The 24,369-nt window shown below is 70.3% G+C and carries 21 protein-coding genes, 1 pseudogene and 2 riboswitches; of the genes and pseudogenes, 6 read left to right on the top strand and 16 right to left on the bottom strand.

Features of this window, described 5'->3' with window-relative positions:
* Positions 1-4: 4 nt before the first annotated feature.
* Genes cobM through cbiE form a run of 3 tightly spaced genes read right to left on the bottom strand, consistent with a single transcriptional unit; the run spans position 5 to position 2,354 of the window.
* Positions 5-790 (bottom strand): precorrin-4 C(11)-methyltransferase, encoded by a 786-nt coding sequence (gene cobM / locus GV027_RS15590; protein ID WP_159512415.1) that lies wholly within the window; start codon positions 788-790, stop codon positions 5-7.
* Complete coding sequence (locus GV027_RS15585; RefSeq protein WP_159512414.1) at positions 787-1,152, bottom strand: cobalamin biosynthesis protein; 366 nt, start codon at positions 1,150-1,152, stop codon at positions 787-789. The genes cobM and GV027_RS15585 overlap by 4 nt, the downstream gene beginning before the upstream one ends.
* Positions 1,149-2,354: a precorrin-6y C5,15-methyltransferase (decarboxylating) subunit CbiE gene (cbiE, locus tag GV027_RS15580; RefSeq protein ID WP_443029543.1), complete on the bottom strand. Its 1,206-nt coding sequence runs from the start codon at positions 2,352-2,354 to the stop codon at positions 1,149-1,151. The genes GV027_RS15585 and cbiE overlap by 4 nt, the downstream gene beginning before the upstream one ends.
* On the opposite strand from cbiE, the gene GV027_RS15575 reads away from it, so the two are divergent.
* Entirely contained in the window at positions 2,344-3,093 is a 750-nt protein-coding gene (locus GV027_RS15575; RefSeq protein ID WP_159512967.1) for a cobalt-precorrin-6A reductase, read from the top strand. The two genes, cbiE and GV027_RS15575, sit on opposite strands and share 11 nt — an antisense overlap.
* Here GV027_RS15575 and cobJ read toward each other — a convergent pair.
* The 7 genes from cobJ to GV027_RS15540 form a co-directional block, all read right to left on the bottom strand.
* A complete protein-coding gene (cobJ, locus tag GV027_RS15570; RefSeq protein ID WP_159512412.1) occupies positions 3,069-3,833 on the bottom strand; it encodes a precorrin-3B C(17)-methyltransferase in 765 nt (254 codons plus the stop codon). The genes GV027_RS15575 and cobJ overlap by 25 nt on opposite strands.
* Positions 3,830-4,609 (bottom strand): precorrin-2 C(20)-methyltransferase, encoded by a 780-nt coding sequence (cobI, locus tag GV027_RS15565; RefSeq protein WP_159512411.1) that lies wholly within the window; start codon positions 4,607-4,609, stop codon positions 3,830-3,832. Before cobI ends, cobJ begins: the two co-directional genes overlap by 4 nt.
* Entirely contained in the window at positions 4,606-5,235 is a 630-nt protein-coding gene (locus GV027_RS15560) for a precorrin-8X methylmutase (protein WP_159512410.1), read from the bottom strand. Before GV027_RS15560 ends, cobI begins: the two co-directional genes overlap by 4 nt.
* A complete protein-coding gene (locus GV027_RS15555; protein ID WP_159512409.1) occupies positions 5,235-6,359 on the bottom strand; it encodes a cobalamin biosynthesis protein CobG in 1,125 nt (374 codons plus the stop codon). Before GV027_RS15555 ends, GV027_RS15560 begins: the two co-directional genes overlap by 1 nt.
* Complete coding sequence (gene cobN / locus GV027_RS15550) at positions 6,356-9,649, bottom strand: cobaltochelatase subunit CobN (protein WP_159512408.1); 3,294 nt, start codon at positions 9,647-9,649, stop codon at positions 6,356-6,358. The genes GV027_RS15555 and cobN overlap by 4 nt, the downstream gene beginning before the upstream one ends.
* A 5-nt stretch (positions 9,650-9,654) precedes the next feature.
* The gene (gene cobW, locus GV027_RS15545) at positions 9,655-10,704 is read right to left on the bottom strand and encodes a cobalamin biosynthesis protein CobW (protein ID WP_159512407.1); all 1,050 of its coding nucleotides are present in this window, start codon (positions 10,702-10,704) and stop codon (positions 9,655-9,657) included.
* A gap of 138 nt (positions 10,705-10,842) precedes the next feature.
* A riboswitch (cobalamin riboswitch) is annotated at positions 10,843-11,059 on the bottom strand.
* Positions 11,060-11,219: 160 nt separating this feature from the next.
* The gene (locus tag GV027_RS15540) at positions 11,220-12,257 is read right to left on the bottom strand and encodes a HoxN/HupN/NixA family nickel/cobalt transporter (RefSeq protein ID WP_443029559.1); all 1,038 of its coding nucleotides are present in this window, start codon (positions 12,255-12,257) and stop codon (positions 11,220-11,222) included.
* A gap of 179 nt (positions 12,258-12,436) precedes the next feature.
* Positions 12,437-12,649: riboswitch (cobalamin riboswitch) on the bottom strand.
* Between the two features lie 237 nt (positions 12,650-12,886).
* Between GV027_RS15540 and GV027_RS15535 the strand changes: the two genes are divergently transcribed.
* Together GV027_RS15535 and lexA are read left to right on the top strand one after the other, a co-directional pair.
* Entirely contained in the window at positions 12,887-14,071 is a 1,185-nt protein-coding gene (locus tag GV027_RS15535; RefSeq protein WP_159512406.1) for a molybdopterin molybdotransferase MoeA, read from the top strand.
* 68 nt (positions 14,072-14,139) lie between these two features.
* Positions 14,140-14,865: a transcriptional repressor LexA gene (lexA, locus tag GV027_RS15530; RefSeq protein ID WP_031440935.1), complete on the top strand. Its 726-nt coding sequence runs from the start codon at positions 14,140-14,142 to the stop codon at positions 14,863-14,865.
* Positions 14,866-15,024: 159 nt separating this feature from the next.
* Here lexA and GV027_RS21820 read toward each other — a convergent pair whose 3' ends face one another.
* Both GV027_RS21820 and GV027_RS21815 read right to left on the bottom strand, forming a co-directional pair.
* Entirely contained in the window at positions 15,025-16,038 is a 1,014-nt protein-coding gene (locus GV027_RS21820) for a ComEC/Rec2 family competence protein (protein ID WP_328799470.1), read from the bottom strand.
* 88 nt (positions 16,039-16,126) lie between these two features.
* Positions 16,127-17,149 (bottom strand): annotated as a pseudogene (locus tag GV027_RS21815) (ComEC/Rec2 family competence protein); the annotation flags it as partial.
* 103 nt (positions 17,150-17,252) lie between these two features.
* Here GV027_RS21815 and gltX point away from each other — a divergent pair.
* From gltX to GV027_RS15510, 3 genes are read left to right on the top strand one after another with little or no spacing between them, the layout of a single operon-like run.
* A complete protein-coding gene (gene gltX, locus GV027_RS15520) occupies positions 17,253-18,758 on the top strand; it encodes a glutamate--tRNA ligase (RefSeq protein ID WP_081877730.1) in 1,506 nt (501 codons plus the stop codon).
* A 25-nt stretch (positions 18,759-18,783) separates the two neighbouring features.
* Positions 18,784-20,067, top strand: a complete 1,284-nt coding sequence (locus GV027_RS15515; RefSeq protein ID WP_159512405.1) for a citrate synthase — start codon at positions 18,784-18,786, stop codon at positions 20,065-20,067.
* Position 20,068: 1 nt separating this feature from the next.
* Entirely contained in the window at positions 20,069-20,269 is a 201-nt protein-coding gene (locus GV027_RS15510) for a hypothetical protein (RefSeq protein ID WP_159512404.1), read from the top strand.
* On the opposite strand, the gene GV027_RS15505 is transcribed toward GV027_RS15510, so the two are convergent.
* The 4 genes from GV027_RS15505 to GV027_RS15490 all read right to left on the bottom strand — a co-directional run bounded on the left by GV027_RS15505 (position 20,225) and on the right by GV027_RS15490 (position 24,360).
* Positions 20,225-21,643 (bottom strand): sensor histidine kinase, encoded by a 1,419-nt coding sequence (locus GV027_RS15505; RefSeq protein ID WP_159512403.1) that lies wholly within the window; start codon positions 21,641-21,643, stop codon positions 20,225-20,227. The two genes, GV027_RS15510 and GV027_RS15505, sit on opposite strands and share 45 nt — an antisense overlap.
* Complete coding sequence (locus GV027_RS15500) at positions 21,640-22,770, bottom strand: DUF2336 domain-containing protein (protein ID WP_159512402.1); 1,131 nt, start codon at positions 22,768-22,770, stop codon at positions 21,640-21,642. Before GV027_RS15500 ends, GV027_RS15505 begins: the two co-directional genes overlap by 4 nt.
* 34 nt (positions 22,771-22,804) lie before the next feature.
* On the bottom strand, positions 22,805-23,986 hold the full coding sequence (locus GV027_RS15495; protein ID WP_159512401.1) for a hypothetical protein: 1,182 nt from the start codon (positions 23,984-23,986) through the stop codon (positions 22,805-22,807).
* Between the two features lie 80 nt (positions 23,987-24,066).
* Positions 24,067-24,360 carry an Hpt domain-containing protein gene (locus GV027_RS15490; protein WP_159512400.1) on the bottom strand — a complete coding sequence of 98 codons (294 nt, stop codon included), beginning with the start codon at positions 24,358-24,360 and terminating at the stop codon, positions 24,067-24,069.
* Between the last annotated feature and the right edge of the window lie 9 nt (positions 24,361-24,369).

Genomic DNA, 24,369 nt, shown 5'->3' with positions numbered 1-24,369 from the left:
CGCGTCATGGCGTGTCCCCTGCGAACCGGGACTCCGCCGATTGCGGCCGGAACCGCCGGTCATAGCCTTGCGCGTACAGGCTGCTCGTCACGAAATCGCCTGGCGCCAGCACGCGCCCGACCAGGATCAGCGCGGTCCGCTCGGGCCGCCCCGTCACCGCCTCCTCGATCGTCGACAGCGTCGCGCGGACGATCTGCTCGTCGGGCCAGCTCGCGCGCCACACCACTGCGACCGGGCAGTCGCCACCATAAGCGGGCAGCAGGTCCGCGACGACCTCAGCCAGATTGTGCACCGACAGGTGGATCGCCAGCGTCGCCTGCGTCGCGGCGAACGCGGCAAGCGTCTCGGCCGCCGGCATAGAACTCGCACGCCCCGGCGTCCGCGTCAGCACCACCGACTGCGCCAGCTCGGGCAAAGTCAGCTCGACCTCGAGCGCGGCGGCGGCGGCGGCAAAGGCGGGGACGCCGGGGGTGATCGTCACCGGAATGTCCAGCGCGCGCAGCCGCCGCAGCTGCTCGCCCATCGCCGACCAGATCGACAGATCTCCCGAATGCAGCCGCGCGACGTCCTGCCCCCCTGCGTGCGCGGTGACGATCTCGGCCATGATCTGGTCGAGGTCCATCGGCGCGGTGTTGACGATCCGCGCGCCCGGCGGGCAATGCTCCAGCAGCGCCTCCGGGATCAGCGACCCGGCATAGAGGCACACCGGTGACATCGCGATCCGGTCGCGCCCCCGCAATGTCAGCAGGTCGGGCGCACCCGGCCCTGCACCAATGAAATGCACGGTCATGGTCGAAATCCTTGGGCAATGGCGCAGGTCGCGCGTCGGCACGGCGAAATGTGGCGAAGGGTCAGCAGCCGCGCGCCTTGCCCCGCGGCGGCGAGTGCAGCGGCCTCCGCGACGCTGCCGGTCCCCCGCACGGCAAGGCTTACCGGCGACCGGGTGACGGGACTGGCCGCAGTCAGCGCGGCGGGATCGACCGTGATCAGCGGCAGACCCAGCAGCGCCGCGATCTCGCCGGGCAGCCCGTGCTTGTCATCGGGCGCCGCCAGCGCCTCGACCGGCGGGAGGCCCTGTTGCGCGGCGGCCAGCGCGGCGCGCAACGCGGCGGCATCCGCGGCCGTGTTGAAGCCAAAACCGGCGACGATCATGCCGGATACGCCCATTGCACTACCGGGAACTGCGCGCGCCAACCGCGTCGCGTCCCGATCGGCACCGCCTGCGCCACCTCGATCCGCATCAGGCTCCCCCCCTGGGCTGCCTGCCACTGCGTCAGCAGTGCCTCCGATTCGAGCGTCACCGCATTGGCGACGATCCGTGTGCCCTGCTCGACCAGCGGCCACAGCGCGCGCAACAGCGCCTCGGACAGGCCGCCGCCGACGAACACCGCATCGGGACATGCCTGCGTTTCGAGACACTCGGGCGCCCGCCCCTCGACCACCACCAGCCGGTCGACGCCCAGCGTCGCCGCATTGTCGACGATCCGCCCCGCTCGCACCGGATCCGCCTCGAACGCGGTCGCGCGGGTCGACGGATGTGCCAGCAGCCACGAGATCCCGATCGATCCCGATCCCGCGCCGATATCCCACAGGCTCTCGCCCGGTTTCGGCGCGAGTGCTGCCAGCGTCACCGCGCGGATCGGCGACTTGGTGATCTGCCCGTCATGCGCGAACCAGTCGTCGGACAGCCCCGCCTGCGGCATGACCGCGCCCGCCCCGTCGAAGACGATCCCGACCGCGACCGGATGCGCGATGTCGTCGAACGCCATCGTCGCGGCGGTCGTGTGGCGGATCCGCTCGCGCGGCCCGCCCAGCGCCTCCAGCACGTGCAGCGCCGACGCGCCGAACCCCGCCGCATCCAGATACGCCGCCAGTCCACCGACCGCCGCCCCGTCGCGCACCAGCACGATCGCGCGCCGCCCCCGCGCGATGTGCGGCCGCAACCGGCCGAACGGCGCGGCATGCAGCCCCAGGCATGTGCAGTCCTCGAGTCCCCAGCCGAGCCGCGCCGCCGCCAGCGCGAAGCTCGACGGTGCGGGATGCGCGGTCCACTCGCCCGGGCTCAGGTGCCGCGTCACCGACGTGCCCGCGCCGAACCAGAACGGATCCCCCGACGCCAGCATCACCACCCGCCGGCCGCGATGCCCGATCAGCCGCGCGATCCCGTCCTCGAACGGCACTGGCCAAGCCTCGGCCGCCCCCCTAAGCTCGCCGGCAAGCGCCAGATGCCGGGTCGCGCCCGTCACGATCTCGGCCTCGGCCAGCGCCGTGCGCGCCGCGGCGGACAGCCCGGCCACGCCGTCCTCGCCAATCCCGACGATCGTCAGCCACGGAGCCTCAGTCATTCCGACCATCCTGCTTCTCGGCGGCACCACCGAAGCCAGCGCGCTCGCCGCACGGCTGGCGGCGCGCGGCGATCCGACCGTGCTGAGCTATGCCGGCCGCGTCGCCAGCCCGCGCGCGCAGCCGGTCCCCGTCCGCATCGGCGGCTTTGGCGGCGTCGGAGGCCTCATTACCTATCTCAAAGAGCACCGTGTCACGCACCTGATTGACGCGACGCATCCCTTCGCTGCGCAGATGCACCGCCATGCGGTCGACGCCGCGGCACAGGCGGGCGCCGCGCATGTCGCGCTCACCCGCCCCGCCTGGACCCCGGTCGCGGGCGATCGCTGGCAGCGCGTCGCCGATATCTCGGGCGCAGTCGCGGCGCTCGCCGGCCCGCCACAGCGCGTAATGCTCGCGCTCGGCCGGATGCATGTCGATGCCTTCGCGCAGCAGCCGCAGCACGACTATCTGCTGCGCTTCGTCGATACGCCGGACCGCCCGCCGCCGCTGCCCCGCTACCGACTGGTCGTCGATCGCGGCCCGTTCGACGCGGCCGGCGACACCCGGCTGATGCGCGACCACGCGACCGACCTGGTCGTCTGCAAGAACGCGGGCGGCAGCGGCGCGGCGGCCAAGCTCGTCGCCGCGCGCACGCTCGGCCTGCCGGTGATCATGATCGACCGCCCGCCGCTGCCTGCGCGGCACGCGGTCGATACGGTCGACGCGGTGCTCGACTGGCTCGATCATGGCGCGGACCGCGGCGTATAGAGGATCGGCCGCTGCGCCCGCGCGATGATCCGCGTCAGGCTCGACCCCACGATCACCATCGTCCGCATGTCCGCCATCTCCGCCCGCGCGTCGGTCAGCGGTACGATCGACAGCGCTTCCTCGGGCGTCGACACCGCCCGCGCGAACAGCACCGGGCGATCGTCGCCGCACGTCGTGCGAAGGATCTCGAACGCGCGGACCAGCCCGTCGGGTCGCGCCTTCGATCGCGGATTGTAGAAGGCGATCGCGAAATCGGCCTCCGCCGCCAGCCGCACGCGCCGCTCGATCAGCGCCTGGGGCTTCAGATTGTCCGACAGGTTGATCGCGCAGAAATCATGCCCCAGCGGCGCCCCCGCGCGCGCACTCGCCGCCAGCATCGCGGTGATCCCCGGCAGCACGCGGATGTCGATCCCTCCCCACGCCGCCGGCCCCGCCTCGAGCGCCTCGAACACCGCCGCCGCCATCGCGAACACGCCGGGATCCCCCGACGACACGACGACGACGCGCGCGCCTTCCGCTGCCAGTTCGAGCGCATGGCGCGCGCGGTCGATCTCGACCCGGTTGTCGCTCGCATGCAGTGTCAGACCGTCGCGCGCCGGAACCCTCGCGACATAGGGGATATAGCCGATCACGTCGGTCGCCTCGGCCAGCGCCGCGCTGACCTCGGGCGTCACCAGCGCGGCATCGCCAGGCCCCAGCCCCGCAATCGCCAGCCAGCCGGTCCCTGCATCCAGGGTCATGGCCGCCGCCCCTGCCCATGGATCAGCAGGATCGCGAAATAGGGCGTGACCGCATCCGCCTCGCACAGCCGCGTGACGCGCTGCTCCGCCATCGCCGCATATTCGACCAGCCACGCCGCCTCCTCGCGCCCCGCCGCGGCGACCGCGCGGCGCAGCTTGGCGAGGTGGCGGCCGATCTTCATCACCACCAGCGCATCGGTGTCGCGGATGCGCCGCACCAGGTCCGCCTCGGGCAGCGTCCCCATCACCACCGTCAGCACGTCGTCGCCCCAGGTGATCGGCGCGCCGCTCGCGGTCCAGGCGCCCGACATGCCGGTGATGCCGGGGACGACCGCGACCGGCGCGACCCCCTGCAACCGCGTATAGAGATGCATGAACGATCCGTAGAAGAACGGGTCGCCCTCGCACAGCACGACCACGTCCTCGCCGCCCAGCGCCAGCGCCGCGAGGTGGTCGATGCACGCGGCGTAAAAGCCCGACAGCCGGTCGTTGTAGCGCGGATCGGACAATGCGATCTCGGTGGTGACGGGATATTCCATCGGATATTCGATCACGTCGTCGCGCAGCATCCCCTCGACGATCCGCCGCGCCTGCCCCGGCCGCCCCGCCTTGCGGAAATAGGCGACGTGCCGCGCGCCGCGCACCAGCCGATCCGCGCGCACGCTCATCAGGTCGCACGCCCCCGGCCCCAGCCCGACGCCGTGGATCGTGCCGGTTACGACCACCTGTCCCGGCGGCGGCACCAAAATCGGCACGGGCTCCACCACCCCGATCATTCCGCCGCACTCGCCAGCGCGTTGATCGCCGCGACGGTGATCGCGCTGCCGCCCAGCCGCCCCTCGACGATCACGCACGGCACCGGCTGCGCCGCCCACAGCGCATCCTTCGATTCGACCGCACCGACGAAACCCACCGGACAGCCGATGATCGCCGCGGGCCGCGGACAATCGGGATCCTCAAGCATATTGAGCAGGTGGAACAGCGCGGTCGGCGCATTGCCGATCGCCACCACCGCACCCGCCAGATGCGGCCGCCAGAACTCCAGCGCCGCGGCCGAGCGCGTTGTTGCCATTTCTCTCGCCAGCGCGACCGTCTCGGGCGTGTGCAGCGTACAGATCACCGCATTGTCCGCCGGCAAACGCGCGCGCGTGATCCCCTCGGTCACCATCCGCGCATCGCACAGGATCGGCGCGCCCGCCCGCAACGCCGCACGCGCGGTCCGTGCGAAGCCCGGCGAAAAGCGGATATCCTTGGCCAGCGCGACCAGCCCCGCAGCGTGGATCATCCGCACCGCGACCGGCTCCTCCTCGGCGTCAAACCGCGCGAGATCCGCCTCGGCTCGGATCATCGCGAACGACTGGCGATAGATCGCGGCCCCCTCGGTCTCATAGGCATAGGGCATCAGGCGGCTCCGGACGGCTGGGAGAAATGGGCGATAATCTGAGCGGGTTCGAGCGCGCCGAGCAGCGGCGGCGCGCCCGCGCGCGTGTGCAGGGAAAGGTCGAACCGCCCGTCGCGCCCGGTCAGCGTCACGTCCGCAGGCCGCGCCCGCGCACACCCCTTGGCGCATCCCGACACGTGCAGGCTGCCAGCAACCAACGGAGCCAGCCGCCGCGCGAGGTCGCGCGTCTCGACGCTCGCCTGCGGGCAGGCGGGCGCACCGACACAGGCGTCGACCCCGGCGCGCACGCTGCTCTGGTCACGCGCGCTATCCGGCACACCGCCTTCGAGGATCAGCATCCGCCACGGCGTCACGCGGATCGCCGTGACCGGGTCTGCGGCGATCCGGTCGCGCAACTCTACTGCCGCGATCCGCCCGAAGCCGAGCGCGATCGCCGCGCCCAGCGGATGCGCCCCGGCTTCGGGCGGTGGCGCCGTGGGCGCGGGAACCAAGGTCGCGGGCTCCGGCACGGCCGCTGCGTGGCGCGCCATCCGCCCCGCCGCCGCACCGCCGCTGTCGACGAACCACCGCGCCAGCGCGATCAGCGCGTCGACCGCGGTGTCGCGCGTCACGTCCACCCCCGCCGCACGCCCCTCGCCGCGCACCAGCAACCTGCCGTCCGCCGCGCGCTCGACCCGAAAGTCAGCGGGCGCGCGGGTCAGCAGCGGTGCAGCGCCCGCATCAATCGCAAAACCAACCTTGCCAGGCAGCACCGGCAGGTCGGACAGCCGCTCGCGCAACGCGGTGGCGATATGCTGCGTGTCGTCCCCGTCCCGCCAGTCGGGCGCGACCAGAATCGCGCCGCACGCCTCGCGCTCCGGATCGGGATCGATCAGCCCGACGGCCAGCAACGCCTCGACCAGCTCCCGCCAGCCCGCCTCGGTCACGCCCCGGATCTGGAAATTCGCGCGGCTTGTCACGTCGATCTCGCCATTTCCCCACGCCATTGCCGCATCGCACAGCGTGAGTGTCTGCGCGCGCGTCAGCCGGCCGAGCGGCGGGCGGATCCGCACCAGCAGCCCGTCGCCCGCCGCCATCGGCCGCCACGCATCGGGGCACCATCCCTTGACGACGAACGCGCTCATGCCGGCAGGTCGAGCTGCGCGAGGATCGAATTGCGCCGCGTCGGCCACAGCCCGGCCGCATGCAGCGCCGCGAACCGCGCGGTCATCGCCGCCAGCGCCGCGGGGTTCGCGCTCTCCAGAAACGCCCGCACCGCGTCGCGCCCCAATGTCGCATCATAGTAGAGATCGATCAGCTCGGGCGACACCACCCGCGCCAGCTGCGCGAACATCGCCATATGGTCGAGCGTCGCGGCGATCTCCGCGCCGCCGCGAAACCCGTGCCGCATCATCCCCTCGACCCAGGCCGGGTTCGCCGCCCGCGCATGAACGACCCGCGCAATCTCTTCGTCCAGCGACCGCGCACGCGGCCGTTCCGGGTCGCGCGCATCGAGATGATACAGCGCCGCGCTCTTACCCCCGGCAACCGCCTGCGCCGCCGCGAAACCCGCCTCGTGCGCGGCATAATCCGCGGCGAGCAACAGGTCGGTTTCGGGCAGGTCCTGAACATGGACGAACGCGTCGGCGGCGGCGACCCGGTCGCGGATCCCCGCTGGATCGAACCGCGTCGCACCGTCGTCGCCCGCTCCTTCCAGCGCATGACTCGACGCCGCCAGCCACGCCGCGCCCGCCGCCGCCCGCGCCGCCTCGCCGTACGTCTCGCCTGCATCGCCGAGCCCGAGCCCGTAGCGACCCGGCTCGGGCCCATAGACGCGCGCACCCACAACTTCGCCGACGAACGGGTTCCAGTCGCCGGGCTCGTCGCGCGCCGCCAGCGCGCGCACCGCCTGCCCGAACATCTGGCCGAGCGCGGGAAACGCATCGCGGAACAACCCCGACACGCGCAGCGTCACGTCGATCCGCGGCCGGTCGAGCCTTGCCAGCGGCAGGATCTCGACCCCCGTGACGCGGTCCGACGCATGATCCCAGACCGGCTCCGCGCCGAGCAGGTGGAGCGCCATCGCGAACTCCTCGCCCGCGGTCCGCATCGTCGCCGACGCCCACAGGTCGACGACCAGCGCGCGCGGATAGTCGCCCTCATCCTGCAGATGCCGGCGGACCAGTTCGTCGGCCAGCCGCACGCCCTGCGCATGCGCCGCGCGCGACGGCACCGCGCGCGCGTCGGTCGCATACAGGTTGCGCCCGGTCGGCAGGACGTCGCTGCGTCCGCGCCACGGCGACCCCGACGGCCCCGCCGAGATCCGCCTGCCGCGCAACGCGTTCAGCAGCCCGTCGCGCTCGGCCTCCCCCTGTTCGCCACGACCGTAAACGTGCAGCCCGTCGCCGAACTGGCTTTCCTTCACGTCGCACACGAACGTGTCGATCCGGGTGATCGCCTCCGCCTGGCTCGCCGCCTCGTCGAGCCGCAGCGTCGCCGCCAGTCCGGTCGCGCGCGCCTCGTCGGCGATGTCGCGCTGCAGCCGGTCGCGGCGCGCGGGGTCAAGCCCGTCGGCGGTCGAAAACTCGTCGAGCAGCGATTCGAGCCGCCCCAGCCCCGCGCCGCTGCGCGTCGTCGCGGCCGGCGGCGGGACATGGCCGATCGTCACCGCGCCGATCCGCCGCCGCGCCTGCGCCGCCTCGCCCGGATCGTTGACGATGAACGGATAGAGCACCGGCATCGCCCCGGTCAGCGCCTCGGGCCAGCATTCCCCCGACAGCGCGACCGCCTTGCCCGGCAGCCATTCGAGCGTCCCGTGCGCGCCGACATGGATCAGCGCATCACTCCCCCGCGCGTGCAGCCACAGATAGAAGGCGACATAGGCATGACGGGGACAGCGCGACAGGTCGTGATACTCCCCGACCCGCGCCGCACTGCGCCCGCGTTCGGGCTGGAGCGCGATCACCGCGCCCCCCCGCTCGACGCCTGCGAACCGGAACGCGCCGTCCACACAGCCCGGATCGTCCTCGGGCGCGCCCCAGCTTTCCTCGAGTGCATCGCGCAACACGGCCGGCAGGCCCCCAAGCGCCGCGCGATACGCCGCGACCGGCCACCCGATCCGCCCCGTCGCCAGCGCCTTGGACAGCGCTTGCGGCGCCGCCCCTCCGGTCGCGTAACCCGCCGCCGCCAGATCCTCGACGATCGCCTCCGCGGACGCCAGCGCGTCGAGCCCGACCGCATGCGCCATCTGATACTCCTTGCCCGGATAGGTCGACAGCACGACCGCGGGCCGCTGCTCAGCGACCGGCCGCGCCGCCAGTCGCACCCACGCGGTCACGCGCGCGACGATCGCCGCGATCCGCTCGGGATCGGCCCGGTGCTCGCGCCGAGCATAGCCGAGAGCGTCGTCGCGTACGCCGTCCTCCTTGAAGCTTGCGACGCCCGCGAACAGCCGTCCATCGACCTCTGGCAGGACGACGTGCATCGCCAGGTCGGCGGGGGACAACCCGCGCATCGACCCCGCCCAGGCGGCGCGATCCGACGTCGCCAGCGCGACCTGGAACACCGGCACCCCCGCCCCGTCGAGCGGCGATGTGTCGTCCGCGCCGCGGCCCGAAAAGGCGGTCGCGTTGACGATCACCGCCGGGCGCAGCGCGACGACCCAGCGCGCCAGCCACCCCGCGACGCCCGGCGCCTTCAGCGACGGCGCGAACAGCCCGACGACGTCGAACCCCGCCCCACTCAGCCCGGCGTGCAGCGCCTCGATCGGGTCGAGATCGGCAGCGGTCAGGTAGGAGCGGTAGAAGATCAGCAGGATTCGCGGCCGCGTCGCGGTCATCGCGAACGCCGCGGGGCACGTCACCCCGTCGCGCGGCTGCCAGCCACCGACCTCGGGGACCGTCTTCACGCCCGCGACCGGCCCGGCATAGAGCCCCGCCGCCAGCGCCATCTGCGCCAGCGCCGCCTGCGCCGCGACCGCGCCGCCGTCGTCGCACAGCGCGGCGAGCCGACGCAGCGTCGACACCGGCACCGTCGACGCCGCATCGAGCCGCGCGTCGATCCGCCCGTCGGCCGGCAGCACCGCCAGCGCGATCCCCCGCGCCCGCGCCAGCGCCTCGAGCTGCTGCAACCCATAGGACCAGTAGGACCGCCCGCCGATCAGCCGGATCACGATCCCCTTCGCGCCTTCACCCCCCGCCAGCGTCCGCTCGACATAGGTATCGACCGACAGCGGATGCGCGAGCGCAGACAGGTTGGCGAGCCGCAGCGACGGCAGCGGGCTCCCACTCGCCGCCGCACGCCGCCACCCGGCCGCGAACGCGCCGAGATCCCCGTCCGAAAAGGACAGGACGACGAGGTCCGCCGGGCTCTGCGCCAGGTCCTGCGGGACCGCGCTTTCCTCCAGCCCGTGGCTTTCGCGGAAGACGACGTGCATCGTCGTCAGCCCTGAAGCGCGGCCCGGATCCTTGCGGGGTCGATCCGGTCATGCTCGGCGATCACCACCAGCCGCGTCTGGCGCGCCTCGTCGGCGCGCCACGGCCGGTCATATTGCGTCCGCACCCGCGCCCCGACCGCCTGCACCAGCAGCCGCATCGGCTTGCCCGTCACCGCGGCATAGCCCTTCACGCGCAGGATGTCGGCGTCGCGCGCCAGCGTCTCGATCCGTGCCGCCAGCGCCGCCGGGTCCGCGATCTCGCCAAGCTCGACGATCATGCTGTCAAAATCGTCATGCTCGTGATCGTCCGCGCCATCATGATGCGACGGCCGCGCCGCGATGTCGTCCTCCGCCGCCGCGTTCAGCCCGAGCACGACGCGCGGATCGATCACCCCGTCGGTCAGCGCGATCACCGGCAACGCACGCGTGGACTCCGCCGCGATCACCGCGCGCGCCGCAGCCACCCCCGCCTCGCCCGCCAGATCCGCCTTGGTCAGCAGCACCAGATCCGCACAGGCGAGCTGGTCCTCGAACACCTCGGCGAGCGGCGTCTCGTGATCGACGCTCGGATCCGCGCGACGCTGCGCCTCGATCGCGGCGAGGTCGGGCGCGAACCGCCCCGCGGCGACCGCTTCCGCATCGGCCAGCGCGATCACCCCGTCGACCGTGATCTTCGACCGGATCGCGGGCCAGTCGAACGCCTTCAGCAACGGCTTGGGCAGGGCGAGCCCCGATGTCTCGATCAGGATATGGTCGGGCCGCGGGTCGAGCGCGAGCAAAGTCTCGACGGTCGGGATGAAATCGTCAGCGACGGTGCAGCAGATGCAGCCATTGGCGAGCTCGACGACGTTCTCGGCCGGGCAATCGGGGATCGCGCAGCCCTTCAATATGTCGCCGTCGATGCCGAGCGTGCCGAATTCGTTGACGATCACCGCGAGCCGCCGGCCACCGGCATTCCGGATCAGGTGGCTGATCAGCGTGGTCTTGCCCGCGCCGAGGAATCCGGTGACGATGGTGACGGGAATCTTGGCCAGGGTCGGCTGGGGTTCGGTCATGCGATACTCTCCGGGCGTCGGAACGACAGCCACGGACGGACGCACATCCGCAGCCACACGCGCGCGCGACCAAGACGGCCGCACGCGTTCGTCGCTCAGACGGAGTACCGTGCCGCGACCATCCCCTGGATCAAGGCAAGAGCGACCATGACGCTGGCAGGTCTCCTGGCTCGCGGGTCGAAGCTCGATGCACGCCTTCCCAGGTCCCGTGACCCAGTGGCTGCCCCCGCATCGGGGGCCTGTGCGTCTCGCTCACCGCTTACAGTTGCAGGGACAGCCGCGGCATTGGGAGGCAAACCTCCCGCACCGCATTCCCATTCAAGCCCCGAAGGGCACCGGCGCGATCTGTCGAGGTTCGGTAGAACCAAACCTCGCGGTTGGGTTTAGAGGAGTTTGGCGGTTGTGCCAATGCACCTGACCTCCGTCATCCCGACGAAAGTCAGGACCCAGAGCCAAACAAAATGCGGTGCCTGGCTCTGGGTGCCGGGTCGAGCCCGGGATGACGACGCTGTTTGTTAGCCCCGCACTACCTCGATCTCGTCGAACCGCTTCCACCGGTAGATCGCAAAACTCAGCACCCAGCACGCCACGAACAGCGCGATTATCGCAAAGCCCAGCCCGTTGAAATTCTCGCCCAGCGCCGAAGCGACGTCCCACACGCCCCCGCTGAGGCCCAGCTTCGACGCCAGCAGCGCGAGCGTTTCGATCCCGCCGATCGCGATCGCGACGATCGCCGAGATCAGCGTGATCGTGATGTTGTAATAGAGCTTGCGGATCGGCTTCACGAACGCCCATTCATACGCGCCGAGCATCACCACCCCGTCGGCACTGTCGACCAGCGCCATGCCCGTCGCGAACAGCACGGGCAGCACCAGCACCGTACCGATCGACAACCCGTCCGCCGCCTGGCTCGCCGACAGGCCGAGGATCGCGACTTCGGTCGCAGTGTCGAACCCCAGCCCGAACAGGAACCCGAGCGGCGCCATGTGCCAGCTGCGCGTCACCAGCCGGAACATCGGCCGGAACAGCCGCGCGAGCAGCCCGCGATTGCCGAGCAGCAGGTCGAGATCCTCCTCGACATAGCGCCCCCCGCCGCGGACATGGCCGAAGGTCCGCCACACCGATCGCAGGATGATCAGGTTCATTGCCGCGATCGTGAACAGGAACAGCGCGGAGATCAGTGTCGCGATCACCCCGCCCGCCTGCTTGAACGCCTCGAACTGTGACAGAGCGCTCGCGGTCAGCGCGATGGCGACCGCGGCGATCAGGACGATCCCCGAATGGCCGATCGCGAACCAGAAGCCGACCCCGATCGGCCGCTGCCCGTCCTGCATCAGCTTGCGCGTCACATTGTCGATCGCCGCGATATGATCCGCATCGACCGCGTGGCGCAGCCCCAGCCCCCAGGCGAGCATCGCGGTGCCCAGCATCAGCGGCTGCGCCTGGAACAGCGCGAACGCCCATCCCCAGGCGGCGATGTTGGCCGCAACCAGCATCGCGAACATCCAGCCGATCCGGTGTCGCGTCGAACGCCCGGCGGTCCGCCCGGTCATGATCTTGGTCATTAGCACATCCCCGGCGTCCGACGAGGACGGGGGCCTGCCGCGAACGACCGGGACGCGCGCCGACCGGACGCCATGAGCGGCCGGCATGCGTCGCCGATGCGGCCCCCGCCGCATGGTCGTCGCTCAGACGGCGTTCACCGTGCCTCGGCCACCCCCTGGACCGGGACAAGAGCGACCAGACGCCGGCAGGTCTCCTGGCTCGCGGGTCAAGGCTCGACGCACACCTTCCCAGGCCATCGGCCCAGTGGCTGCCCCCGTCGCAGGGGGCGCGTGCGTGTCGCTCGCCGCTTACAGTTGCAGGGACAGCTGCGGTCTTGGGGCGAACCCCGCACCGCATTCCCATTCAAGCCCCGAAGGGCACCGACGCGATCTGTGCGGATCCGGCTTGCGTCGGACCTGCGCCACAGGGCTAGCGCGTTTTGCCCGCGCTGACGACAGGATTTGCGTGCGGCGCAACGCCGGACATGTCGTCCCATCTCACCGCAACGTCTGCCGTACCTCGTACGTTGATCGCGTAACCGACCGGTGTCCTGCCGGTCGCGGCGTTGCCCGCTTTCCGCCCCGCGGCATTCGTGCGAGCAGCGCAGACCTTCATCGCCCCGCTGAACGGAGCCCGCATGCGCCCTCTCGTCCCCGTCGCCGAAGCCCAGTCCCGCCTCTTCGCCATGGCATCGCGCGTGCCGGCCGAAACCGTGCCGCTGCGCTCCGCGATGGGTCGCTGGGCGGCGGAGGACATTCTCGCCCGCCGCACCCAGCCCGCGACCGACCTCTCGGCGATGGACGGCTATGCGATCCGCTACGCCGATCTGCCCGGGCCGTGGACGGTCATCGGCGAAAGCGCCGCCGGCCGCCCCTTCGCCCGCTTGGTCAGCGCGGGACAGGCTACGCGGATTTTCACTGGCGCGGCGATGCCGGCGGGCGCCGACACTGTGCTCGTCCAGGAGGAGGCGGCGCGCGACGGCGACGGGCTGATGCTCGACGGCGAAGGCCCCGCCTTCGAGGGACGCAACACACGCCGCAAGGGGCTCGACTTCGCGACCGGCACGCGGCTGATCGCGGCCGGCGACCGGCTGACGCCCGCCCGCATCGCGGTCGCTGCGACCGGCGGGCACGGCGCCTTGTCGGTTGGCCGCCGGCTGCGCGTCGCCGTCGCCGCGACGGGGGACGAACTCGTCCCGCCCGGCTCGACCAGCGACCCCGTCCCGCTGCCGGAATCAAACGGCATCATGCTCGCCGCGATGCTCGCCGACCTGCCCGTCGACATTATCGATCTCGGAATCCTCCCCGACCGGCTCGACACGCTGCGTGACGCCTTTGCCGGGGTCGATGCCGATCTGCTCGTGACCACCGGGGGGGCGTCGGTCGGTGATCACGACCTCGTCCGCCCCGCGATCGAGGCAGCGGGCGGCAGCATCGACTTCTGGCGGATCGCGCTGCGCCCGGGCAAGCCGATGATGGCGGGCACGCTTGGCAGGACGATGCTGCTCGGCCTGCCGGGCAATCCCGTCTCCGCCTTCGTCACCGCGATCCTGTTCGTCCGCCCCGTCGTCGCGCACATGCTCGGCGCGCGCGATCCCCTGCCGCAGACGACGCATGCGCTGCTCGGCGAGGATCTTCCGCCCAACCAGTCGCGGACCGACTATATGCGCGCCGAACTGCGCGACGGCCGCGCCTATGCCTCGACCATCCAGGACAGCTCGATGCTGCTGACGCTCGCCCGCTCGTCCTGCCTGATCATCCGCGATGGCGACGCGCCGGCGGCAAGGGCGGGCGACTCGGCGGAAATCCTCGTCATCGCGTGACGTCACCGCTTGACGAAGCTGCAAGTGTTCCATAGAAGTTCCTCGTCTGTTCCGGACGGAGAACCGTTATGCTCACGCGCAAGCAGCACGAGCTTGTCTGCTTCATCAATGACCGCCTCGCCGAGACGGGCGTGTCGCCCTCGTTCGAGGAGATGAAGGACGCGCTCGACCTGAAATCGAAATCGGGCGTGCACCGTCTGATCAGCGCGCTTGAGGAGCGCAACTTCATCCGGCGCCTGCCCAACCGGGCGCGCGCGCTCGAAGTGCTGAGGATGCCCGAGCGTCCCGAGGCGGCAACAGGGCAGACGGCGGCGAAGTCGGGGCCGAAGGTGGCGGCATCGGCCGACACCGTATCTGCGCCGAACACGGCCAGCGCCACGCCCGCGTCGCCCGCCCGCATCGCGGCGAACGACGTCGTCGAGATCCCGCTGCACGGCCGGATCGCCGCCGGCGTCCCGATCGAAGCCTTCGAGGGCAGCTCGATGCTTGCCGTCCCGGCCGCTTTGCTTGGCACTGGCGAGCATTATGCGCTGGAGGTTTCGGGGGACTCGATGGTCGAAGCCGGCATCCTCGATGGCGATTATGCGCTGATCCGCCGTACCGAGATCGCCCGCGACGGCGAGATCGTCGTCGCGCTGATCGAGGACAGCGAAGCGACGTTGAAATATTTCCGCCGCGAGGGCGCGATGGTCCGGCTCGACCCGGCCAACCGCGCCTATGACCCGCAGCGTTATGCGCCCGCTCAGGTCCGGGTTCAGGGCAAGCTGTCGGGTATCCTGCGCCGCTACGACTGACGAATGCTGGGGGCGCTGGCGGTCATCACCGCCACGCAACCGGCAGTGGCGTTCGTGACCAACGGCCCCAGGCACCATCGTCCGCGTTTCGGAATTGCGGCCCTCCCAATCGGAGGCCCCACCTTCGCAGGATCATGACCCGACATACCCAGTCGCGACCTATCGCTCTGACCACCCCCGAGCCGGCACCCGAAACCGGACCGACGCCGCCCCCCCGGCCAGCCCATGCTGATCGCCCGCCGCCCCGAACCGTCGCATTGGCCGCGCCAGCGTCGGTGGATCGCGCCACGGGTGCCGGTCCCCCGGATTGAGCACCGTCACCATCCGCCCCGTGGTCAACGTCAACGCGATCCCCCCGGTCCGCGCGAGCATCGACCGGTCGAGCTTCAGCCATCGCGGCGTACAACCGCGCGGCAGCCCGCGCTCGCTGATGACGATGTCCGCGCGCCGGCATGCGGCAACCATCTGCGCAATCGGCACCCGGTAAACGCTGCGCGTCGCCAGCACGCGCCAAGCCCGGCCGCGGGCTACGACATCGGTCAGGCACAGGTCGCGGCTGCGCCGCGCATCGGGCTGATCCGCGAGAAGCAGCGGCTCACCATCGACCCCGCCATTCTCCGCCAGCGTATCGCGGACATAGTCCCCCGCCCGATCGCGGAGCAGCGCGAGCCCGGCGGCGGTCCGGACCGCGACGTGACGCCCATCGCCCGTTACAAGGATATCGGGTGACGGCGTCGTCAGCGCCCACGCCGCGCCGACCGCCAAGGGCAGGATCCCGATCCGTCGCCACCGCGTCCGCCACAGCGCGATCCACACACCGCCGCCGACCATCAAGGCAAACGCCCCGTCGGGAACCGCAGGCAACGCGCGGACTGCGCCCGGTGCGTGGGCGACCGCACGCGCAAGCCACAGCAACGCGTCGAGCGCATGCTGCACCAGCCACCAGGCGGGTGCGCCGAGCCCAATCGTGTCGAGCAGCAGCGCCAGCGCCTCGAACGGCATCACGACGAACGTGGTCAGCGGGATCGCGACGATATTGGCCACCGCGCCGTACACCCCGGCCTTGTGGAAATGATAGACCGCGATCGGCATCAGCGCCGCCTCGACGACGAGCCCGGTCAGCAGCAGCGACACGGCGCCGCGCAACAGGCGTCCTGCCGCGGCCCTCGTCATGCGGCGTGAACGTGGCACGGACGACGGGATGCTCGTGCAGCGCGATGATCGCGGTGATCGCGGCGAACGACAATTGGAAGCTCGGCCCGGCGAGCGATTCAGGCAGCGCGAGCATCACCGCGATCGCTCCCGTCGCGACGAGCCGCAACGTCATCGCCTCGCGCCCCATCGCCAGCGCGACCAGCACCAGCAACGCCGCGACGCAGGAGCGGATCGTCGGCACCTGGCTGCCCGTCAGCACGGTGTAGCCGATCGCCGCTGCGGCACCGGCAAGCGCGGCGATCAATGGCAGTCGCGTGTGCAGCGCGAGCCATGGGCTGAGCGCCAGCAGCCGCATCACGATCAGCATCGTCGCGGCGACCGCCGCGGTGATGTGGAGGCCGCTTACCGAAAGGAGATGCGCCAGCCCGGCGCGGCGCATCGCCTCCGCATCCGCGTCGCTGATCGCGCCGACGTCGCCGGTCGCCAGCGCCGCCGCGATCCCGCCCGCGCTCCCGTCAAGCTGCGCGACGATATGCCGCGACAGCGCCACCCGGACTCCAGCGCCGCCGCGGCCCGGCTCTGCTACCACCACAGGCGAAAAGCCCCGCCCCGTCGCGCCGATCGCGCCAAACCAGGCGACGCGCGCAAAGTCATAGGCGCCGGGCACCGCGGGCAAGGGCGGCGGCATGAGTCGCGCGCGAAGCTTTATCGTCGCGCCGATTGCGAGCGCCGCTGGCGCATCCGCCTCTGCCAGGTTGATGCGGACGCGGCCTGGCAACGCAACCGGCGCGCCATCGGCGTCCTGCCCCGGCCTGACGGGCCGCACCGTCAACCGCACCAGTCGACGCGCGAGGAGCGGTTCGATCGTCTCGACCCGCGCCGACAGCTGCACGAATGTCGGCCCCGCGAGCACCGGTGCCGCCACGCGGTCCGATCGCACCCAGATCAGCCCGATGCCGAGCGCCGCCGCAATCGCGCCGATCGCGAGCATCCGCGCTGCACGCCCGCCGCGCCCCACCGCAAGTCCGGCCAAACCGCCAGCGACCAGCACCAGGATCGCGGTGCCCCATGCCACGGGATCGGGCAGCACGAACCACAGCGCGATGCCGCCGCCAAGCCCGACCGGCATCCAGGTTATGAGCTGGTCGCGCTCTGCCTCCAGCCAGCGTTCGATCGCCCGGCCCGGCTCCGCCATCCAGGGCGGCACGCCCATTTGTCGCCGCCGGGGACGCATGCTAGAGGCGGCGACGGCTGATCCGGCCATCGTTTCTACAGTCTGGGAGCACCCGCGGTTGGGCGCAATATCTGATACGGATGCCGTCGTTTCGGCCGCACCCGTGGTTACTCGTTTCGCTCCGTCGCCGACGGGGTTCCTGCATCTTGGCGGCGCACGCACGGCGTTGTTCAACTGGCTGTTCGCCAAGGCGAATGGCGGCAAATTCCTGCTGCGTATCGAGGATACCGACCGCGTGCGGTCGACCCAGCCGGCGATCGACGCGATCATCGACGGCATGCGCTGGCTGGGGATCGACTGGGACGGCGACGTCGTCATGCAGTTCGCTGGCGCCGATCGCCACGCCCGCGTCGCGCACCAGATGGTCGAGGCCGGTCACGCCTATCGCTGCTACATGACCAATGACGAGATCGCGGCGATGCGCGCGGAGGCGCAGGCGGCCAAGAAGCCGCTCCGCATTCGCAGCCCGTGGCGCGATCGGCCGGCGAGCGAGGCCCCCGATCTTCCCCATGTCGTCCGCCTGCGCGCGCCGCAGGAGGGTGCGGTCACGATCGAGGATCGCGTCCAGGGATCGGTGACGGTCCGCAACGAGGAAATCGACGATCTCGTCCTCCTCCGCTCCGATGGCACGCCCACCTACATGCTCGCGGTCGTCGTCGACGATCACGACATGGGCGTCACGCACGTCATCCGCGGTGACGATCACCTCAACAACGCGTTCCGCCAGCTGCCGATCTACCGCGCGATGGACGCGATCGAGGGCGGCTGGCCCGATCCGATCTATGCGCACATCCCGCTGATCCACGGCCCCGATGGTGCCAAGCTGTCCAAGCGTCACGGCGCCGTCGGCATCGAGGCGTATCGCGACGAGATGGGCATCCTGCCCGAGGCGTTCGACAACTACCTGCTGCGGCTCGGCTGGGGGCACGGTGATGACGAGATCATCAGCCGCGAACAGGCGGTCGAATGGTTCGATTTGTCGGGCGTCGGCAAGTCGCCCTCGCGCTTCGACCTGAAGAAGCTCGAGAACCTGAACGGCCACTATATCCGCGAGGCCGATGATGCGCGTCTGGCCCAGCTCGCCGCCGATCGCCTCGGTCACGCCCTGCCCGATGGCGGACTCGACCTTCTGACTCGGGCGATGCCTGTCCTGAAGCCACGTGCAGCGAACCTGAACGAACTCGCCGAAGGTTCGAATTTCCTGTTCAGCCAGCGCCCCTTGGCCATGGATGACGCCGCAGCGAGCCTTTTGCAGGGTGAAGCGAGTGCGATTCTGACGAACGCGCATGCTGAACTTGACGCGCTCGACAAGTGGGATACGGAAGCGCTCGAAGGCGCGGTACGGCGCGTGGCCGAAGCGCGAAGCCTAAAGCTCGGGCAGGTTGCACAACCCCTTCGCGCCGCGCTGACCGGTCGCAAGACGTCGCCGGGAATATTCGATGTGCTCGACCTGCTCGGGCGTGACGAGAGCCTCGGTCGGATCGCCGACCGGATGGCAGACTGATAAGATTTCGAGGAAGGATACAAGCATGAGCGAGACCGCAAACCTCAAGGTCGACGGCAAGGAATTCGATTATCCGGTCATGTCCGGTACGGTCGGCCCCGATGTCATCGACATCCGCAAGCTGTACGCGCAGACCGACAATTTCACCTATGATCCGGGCTTCACCTCGACCGCCTCGTGCCAGTCGAAGCTGACCTATATCGACGGCGATGCGGGCACGCTGCTCCACCGCGGCTACACGATCGGCGAGCTCGCCGAACAGTCGAACTTCATGGAAGTCGCCTATCTGCTGCTGAACGGCGAACTGCCGAGCGAAGACGAGCTGTCGACCTTCTCGAACACGATCACTCGCCACACGATGGTGCATGAACAGCTCGCACAGTTCTTCCGTGGCTTCCGTCGCGACGCGCATCCGATGGCGATCCTGTGCGGCGTCGTCGGCGCGCTCTCGGCCTTCTATCACGATTCGACCGACATCCACGATCCGGCACAGCGCGTCATCGCGTCGCACCGCCTGATCGCCAAGATGCCGACGATCGCCGCGATGGCGTACAAGTACAGTGTCGGCCAGCCGTTCGTCTATCCGGACAACACGCTGAGCTACACCGGCAACTTCCTGAAGATGACGTTCGCCGTCCCGGCCGAGAAGTACGTCGTGAACCCGATCGTCGAAAAGGCGATGGACCGCATCTTCATCCTCCACGCCGACCACGAGCAGAACGCGTCGACCTCGACCGTCCGTCTTGCCGGCTCGTCGGGCGCCAACCCGTTCGCGTGCATCGCGGCCGGCATCGCCTGCCTGTGGGGCCCCGCGCATGGCGGCGCGAACGAAGCCGCGCTCAACATGCTGCATGAGATCGGCACGGTCGATCGGATCCCCGAGTTCATCGCCCGCGCGAAGGACAAGAACGATCCGTTCCGCCTGATGGGCTTCGGTCACCGCGTCTACAAGAACTACGACCCGCGCGCGGCCGTCATGCAGACGACCGTCAAGGAAGTGCTCGGCGAGCTGGGTGTCACCGACCCCGTGTTCGACGTGGCGATCGAGCTCGAGCGTCTCGCGCTCAACGATCCCTACTTCATCGAGAAGAAGCTGTTCCCGAACGTCGACTTCTATTCGGGCGTCATCCTCTCGGCGATCGGCTTCCCGACCTCGATGTTCACCGTGCTCTTCGCACTCGCCCGCACCGTCGGCTGGGTCGCGCAGTGGAACGAGATGATCACCGATCCCGACCAGAAGATCGGCCGTCCGCGCCAGCTCTACAGCGGCCCGACGCAGCGCGACTATACGCCGATGGCGTCGCGCTGAGATGAAGCTCCGGCCGATCCTCATGGTCATCGGCGTGCTGTGCGCGCTGATGGGGTTCCTGTGGATCGGCCAGGGGCTTGGCTATGTCCATTGGCCGCCATCGAGCTTCATGCTCGATCAGCGGCCTTGGGCGGACCGCGGCGCCGCGCTTGCGGTATTAGGCCTGGTACTGATCCTGGCTGCGCGCCGCCTGCGTCGGTAACGACAACACGAACCGCGCGCCCTCGCCGATCGCGCTGTCGATCGTCAGGTCGCCGCCCATCGCACGTGCCAGCCGCCGCGCGATATAGAGGCCGAGGCCGTTGCCGCCCGGCTCGGACGCATCAACCCGCTCGAACTTCTCGAATATCCGCGCATGATCCGCAGGCGCAACGCCCTTGCCGGTATCCGCGACGACGACGGTCACCTGATCGCTACCCGCATGCGCCGTCACCAGCACCGCGCCACCCGACTGCGAATAGCGCACCGCGTTGCCGATCAGATTGACCAGGATCTGCAACACGCGACGGAAATCGCCGCGCGCGACGACGCGGGCTTCCGCGGCGGGACGGGTGATCGTCACATTCGCATTCCCCGCCCGCACCGCCAGCAGCCCGGCAGCACGCCGCGCAATATCGGCCAGATCGATCGTCTCGAGAAGCAGCGCGAAGTCGGGCCGCTCGACCGCCTGAAGATCGACCAGATCGTCGACCAGCGCCAGCAGATGGCGGCCGGCATTGGCGATATCCGCGGCATAATCGGCATAATCGGGCTGCACCAGACCATCGGTCTGCGCATGGATACTGTCGGCGTTCGCGACGATGCGCGCCAGCGGTGTCCGCAGTGCACGGTCGAGCCCGGCGGTGAAGGTCGGCGACAGCTGGTCCGCCCCTGCCGGCCGGGGCTTGGCGGGCGGCGATGGTACGTCCGCGGGATCGTCGATCAGTTGCCCGCTGCCGATGAACCCGGCAAAGGCGCGTTCCGCGTCACGGCGGACCACGGCGCTCAGCATGATCGCGCGGCCCGACCCCCGCAGCCGCGCGGGCTGTGCGTCGAGCGGCTGACGGCGCGCGACCGCGTCGAGGATCGGCAGCGCGCCGTCATCGCCGCTGTCGAGCATGACGAGGCTCGTCAGCGGCTTGCCGAGCAACGCGAGCGGGTCGACGCCCATGCGGGGCCCTGCGTCGGGCGATACAAATGTCAGGCGAAGTGCTGCGTCGGTTTCCCAGCGCCAGTCGGCACCACTCGACAGGAAATCGACGCCTGCACCGGGGTTCGGCGCGGCTGGACGCCATGGCTGGAGTTCGCGCCAGCCGCTCACCGCAAGGCCGACCGTATCGCCCTCGGGCTGCGCACGGACCCACAGATCGAGATCGACGTCGTCGTCGGCGATCACCACGCTACGCGAAACCGCGATTCCCAGCCGGCGCGCCAGACGTGCGATCATCGCGAGCTGCGGCACCGCGATCGGCGCGCCGATCACCCCCCCGGCGCGGCTGTTGAGCGCAAGCAGGATTGGATCCGCCGACAGCAACACGCCGTCCCCTGCCACTTCCGCCAGTGCGACCGCAGTGTCGCCTGTCGTATATCCCGTCATCGTCGGTCTGCCCCGGCCAGCGCCCGCAACGCAGCGCGAAACTCGCGGTGCATCGCCAGCGGTGCTATCGCCGCGCGCGCGTCGTCGACCGCGACGCTCGCGATGCTGTCGAGCGCGTCGGCGAAACTTTCGATATCACGGCGTGGATCGGCATCGGCCAGCGCCAGCCCGATCCGCGCGATCGTCTCCCGGTCAAGATCCGCCGCCCGCAGTGCCAGCCACAGTTGCTCTCCGTCGGGATCGAGTACGATCACCCGGACCTGTTCGGCATCGATCCCGATCGCATGCGCCAGCACCGCAACGAACAGGGTCAGACGCCGGTCGCCGAGCGCCTCGACCAGCAGCGCCGGCAATTCGTCGCGACGGGCATCGATCGCCGCGGCGAGGCGGATCGCGACGGCCTCGGGGCGCTCCGCGTCATCATGCGCGGCAAGGCTGCGCAGCGCCGCTTCGGTGATTGCCTGATCACTCTGGCCGCGGCCCTGCATCGCGACCATCTCGCCAGCGTCCTTCAAGGCATCGTCAAGCCCGTCGCGCACCGCCGCGGCAACCCACCAGACGAGGCGGCGATGCAGGTCGGCGGGCACGTCGCTTCCCGCGATCATTCCCGATTCATTGGCCGCGCGACGCCGGCTTTCCGCCGCGAGCAGAGCGCCGGCCGCGGTGGCGACGGTCGTATCCGACACCCCCGTCAGGCGGATCAACAGGCTCGGCTCCTCGGGACCGGCGATCGCGGCGGGAAGGGCATCGGCGATCAGGTCATGCCGGACGCGTGCGATCAGGTCCTTCAGCAGATCGCGGTCGCGCAACACCCCCGACCGCGTCAGTCGCAGCAAGGCGCCGCCCTGCGTCAGGATCGCCTCCGCCCGCGTCGTCTCCCCCAGCCCGGCGAGAACGCGGGCGGCATGACGGCGGATATCCGCCTCGATCGCCCCGATGATGCCGCGCAGGACATGCGCCAGCATCAACCGCGTACGTTCTTCCAGCCGCGCATCGGCGGTCAGGAAAAAGTCGGTGATCGTGGTTTCCAGCCGGTCGTCGGCCCGCTGACGCGCACGCGCGGCGCGCGCGATCGCACTCGCGCGTGACAGCGCGGGATCAGGCAAGGGTTCAGAGCCAACCGACATGCGCCGTGCCTACCCCCTTATTGTTAAGGCGGTACTAAGGCTGAAGACGAAGATGCTCGATTGCCGCAGCCAGCGTGACCGTCGCGTACAGTCCGGCGATCGCAAGCCCCAACAGCGGAAATCCGAGGATCGCGACGATCGTGACGATCAGCAGATAGGCCGGCGCACTGCCCCACCACATGCGGCGCGCGCGCTCGACGATCGCGCGTTCGCCCAGTGCCGCGATCGCAAGCAGCGCGGCCGCCATGACCAGCGCGCTGTTGTCCGCCGAATAGCCCGCCCACAGAAAGGCAAACAGCAGGACGGCGAGCGCGCTGACGACGCCGATCCCACGCGTCTGCATCGTCGCGACCGACTCATCGTCGCGCAGGCCACTCAGCACCGAGCCGATCGCCAGACCGACACAGGCCGTGCTGGCAAGCACCAGTCCGGTCGCCAGCCAGCCGAACAGCATGGCGCCAAGCCCGGCTACGGCGATACCCAGCGACGTCGCGCCGACGGTCGTGCCGGCAACGCTCTTATCGACCAGGAACGGCAGGCCGAGCCTGGCGATCGGCGCGAGCACGAAACGGTCGAACCAGCCGCTACGCCCCGACACGATCGTTGCCAGCACCGCACGACCGCGTTCTTCCAGCGTCCGCGCCTCGCGCTCGATGCCGTGCCCGCTGCGAATTGCATCGGTCGGCAACAGGATCTGCACCGCGCGCGCCTGCACCGCGATCCGCAGCAGCGTCGATTGCAGGTCGTAATCATTGGGAAGGCCCGCGACTTCGGCGATCCGCGCGGGCTCCAGCCGGGCGACACCGGCCCATGCCATCTGGCCGCCGACGCGCTCGAACCCGGGTCCGGCATCGTCCTCCGGCACGACGAGCAGCGCATCGCCACCCTCGTTCGCCATCGCCGCGACGATGCTCTCGGTCGTCACCAGCCCGTCGCCGAGCATCAAGACGCGCGCCAGCGGATGGAGCTTCTCCATCGCCTCGGCCGCAGTCCGGACGGTATCGACCGCGACACCGCGGCGGTTGATGCGATTGATCGCGCCCAGCAACTCGGGCGTCAGCCGCGCGACGACGACGATGACCTGACGCACGCCGGCTGCAATCAGCAACCGCGCCTGATACTCGATCAGCGTGACGCCGCTGAACGGCAAAGTGGCAGCCAGGCGATCGGGACGATCGTCGGCATCGTGAATAGCAAAGAGAAGCCCGGCAAGCATCTGCGGCTGTTAGGCGTCGAAACGGCGGATGCAAAGCCCGCGCGTCGGAAGCGCGTGCAGATCGACGCCCTGCATCCGGGTCAAAGCTGCTCGACCGCGTCGCGCAGCCGGCGCAGCATGTCGTCGTCGCCGGGCGGGGTGTCGGCCGCCGCGCGCGCCAGCGTCATCAGCGGCATCGCGCCAAAGCTCGCCGCCAGCCCCTTCAGCCGCCATGCCGCGGCGCGCCACGCCTCGGCGCCGGATGCGTCCACCATAGCGTCCAGCGCGTCAGCCGCGCTGTGGGTGAAGGCGAGGTGCAGGTCGGCGATCAGCAGCGGATCGTCCCCGACCGCGGCTGCCAGGGCGGCGTCGATTGCTCCGGGATCATAGGCCATGAGATGGGG

It is taken from the genome of Sphingomonas sp. T1 (assembly GCF_902506585.1).
Classification (GTDB): Bacteria; Pseudomonadota; Alphaproteobacteria; order Sphingomonadales; family Sphingomonadaceae; genus Sphingomonas; species Sphingomonas aerolata.
Note: the sequence above shows the minus strand (reverse complement) of the source record. Positions and strands in the feature narration are given on the sequence as shown.

Coding starts and splice junctions, on each gene's coding strand:
- GV027_RS15555 (WP_159512409.1), bottom strand. CDS start 6,359: ATGAGCGCGTTCGTCGTCAAGGGATGGTGCCCCGATGCGTGGCGGCCG.
- GV027_RS15560 (WP_159512410.1), bottom strand. CDS start 5,235: ATGCCCTATGCCTATGAGACCGAGGGGGCCGCGATCTATCGCCAGTCG.
- GV027_RS15500 (WP_159512402.1), bottom strand. CDS start 22,770: ATGTCGGTTGGCTCTGAACCCTTGCCTGATCCCGCGCTGTCACGCGCG.
- cobJ (WP_159512412.1), bottom strand. CDS start 3,833: ATGACCCTGGATGCAGGGACCGGCTGGCTGGCGATTGCGGGGCTGGGG.
- lexA (WP_031440935.1), top strand. CDS start 14,140: ATGCTCACGCGCAAGCAGCACGAGCTTGTCTGCTTCATCAATGACCGC.
- cobI (WP_159512411.1), bottom strand. CDS start 4,609: ATGATCGGGGTGGTGGAGCCCGTGCCGATTTTGGTGCCGCCGCCGGGA.
- GV027_RS15510 (WP_159512404.1), top strand. CDS start 20,069: ATGAAGCTCCGGCCGATCCTCATGGTCATCGGCGTGCTGTGCGCGCTG.
- GV027_RS15515 (WP_159512405.1), top strand. CDS start 18,784: ATGAGCGAGACCGCAAACCTCAAGGTCGACGGCAAGGAATTCGATTAT.
- GV027_RS15585 (WP_159512414.1), bottom strand. CDS start 1,152: ATGATCGTCGCCGGTTTTGGCTTCAACACGGCCGCGGATGCCGCCGCG.
- cbiE (WP_443029543.1), bottom strand. CDS start 2,354: ATGGTCGGAATGACTGAGGCTCCGTGGCTGACGATCGTCGGGATTGGC.
- cobW (WP_159512407.1), bottom strand. CDS start 10,704: ATGACCGAACCCCAGCCGACCCTGGCCAAGATTCCCGTCACCATCGTC.
- GV027_RS15535 (WP_159512406.1), top strand. CDS start 12,887: ATGCGCCCTCTCGTCCCCGTCGCCGAAGCCCAGTCCCGCCTCTTCGCC.
- cobM (WP_159512415.1), bottom strand. CDS start 790: ATGACCGTGCATTTCATTGGTGCAGGGCCGGGTGCGCCCGACCTGCTG.
- GV027_RS15495 (WP_159512401.1), bottom strand. CDS start 23,986: ATGCTTGCCGGGCTTCTCTTTGCTATTCACGATGCCGACGATCGTCCC.
- GV027_RS15505 (WP_159512403.1), bottom strand. CDS start 21,643: ATGACGGGATATACGACAGGCGACACTGCGGTCGCACTGGCGGAAGTG.
- gltX (WP_081877730.1), top strand. CDS start 17,253: ATGCTAGAGGCGGCGACGGCTGATCCGGCCATCGTTTCTACAGTCTGG.
- GV027_RS15540 (WP_443029559.1), bottom strand. CDS start 12,257: ATGACCGGGCGGACCGCCGGGCGTTCGACGCGACACCGGATCGGCTGG.
- GV027_RS15490 (WP_159512400.1), bottom strand. CDS start 24,360: ATGGCCTATGATCCCGGAGCAATCGACGCCGCCCTGGCAGCCGCGGTC.
- cobN (WP_159512408.1), bottom strand. CDS start 9,649: ATGCACGTCGTCTTCCGCGAAAGCCACGGGCTGGAGGAAAGCGCGGTC.
- GV027_RS21820 (WP_328799470.1), bottom strand. CDS start 16,038: ATGACGAGGGCCGCGGCAGGACGCCTGTTGCGCGGCGCCGTGTCGCTG.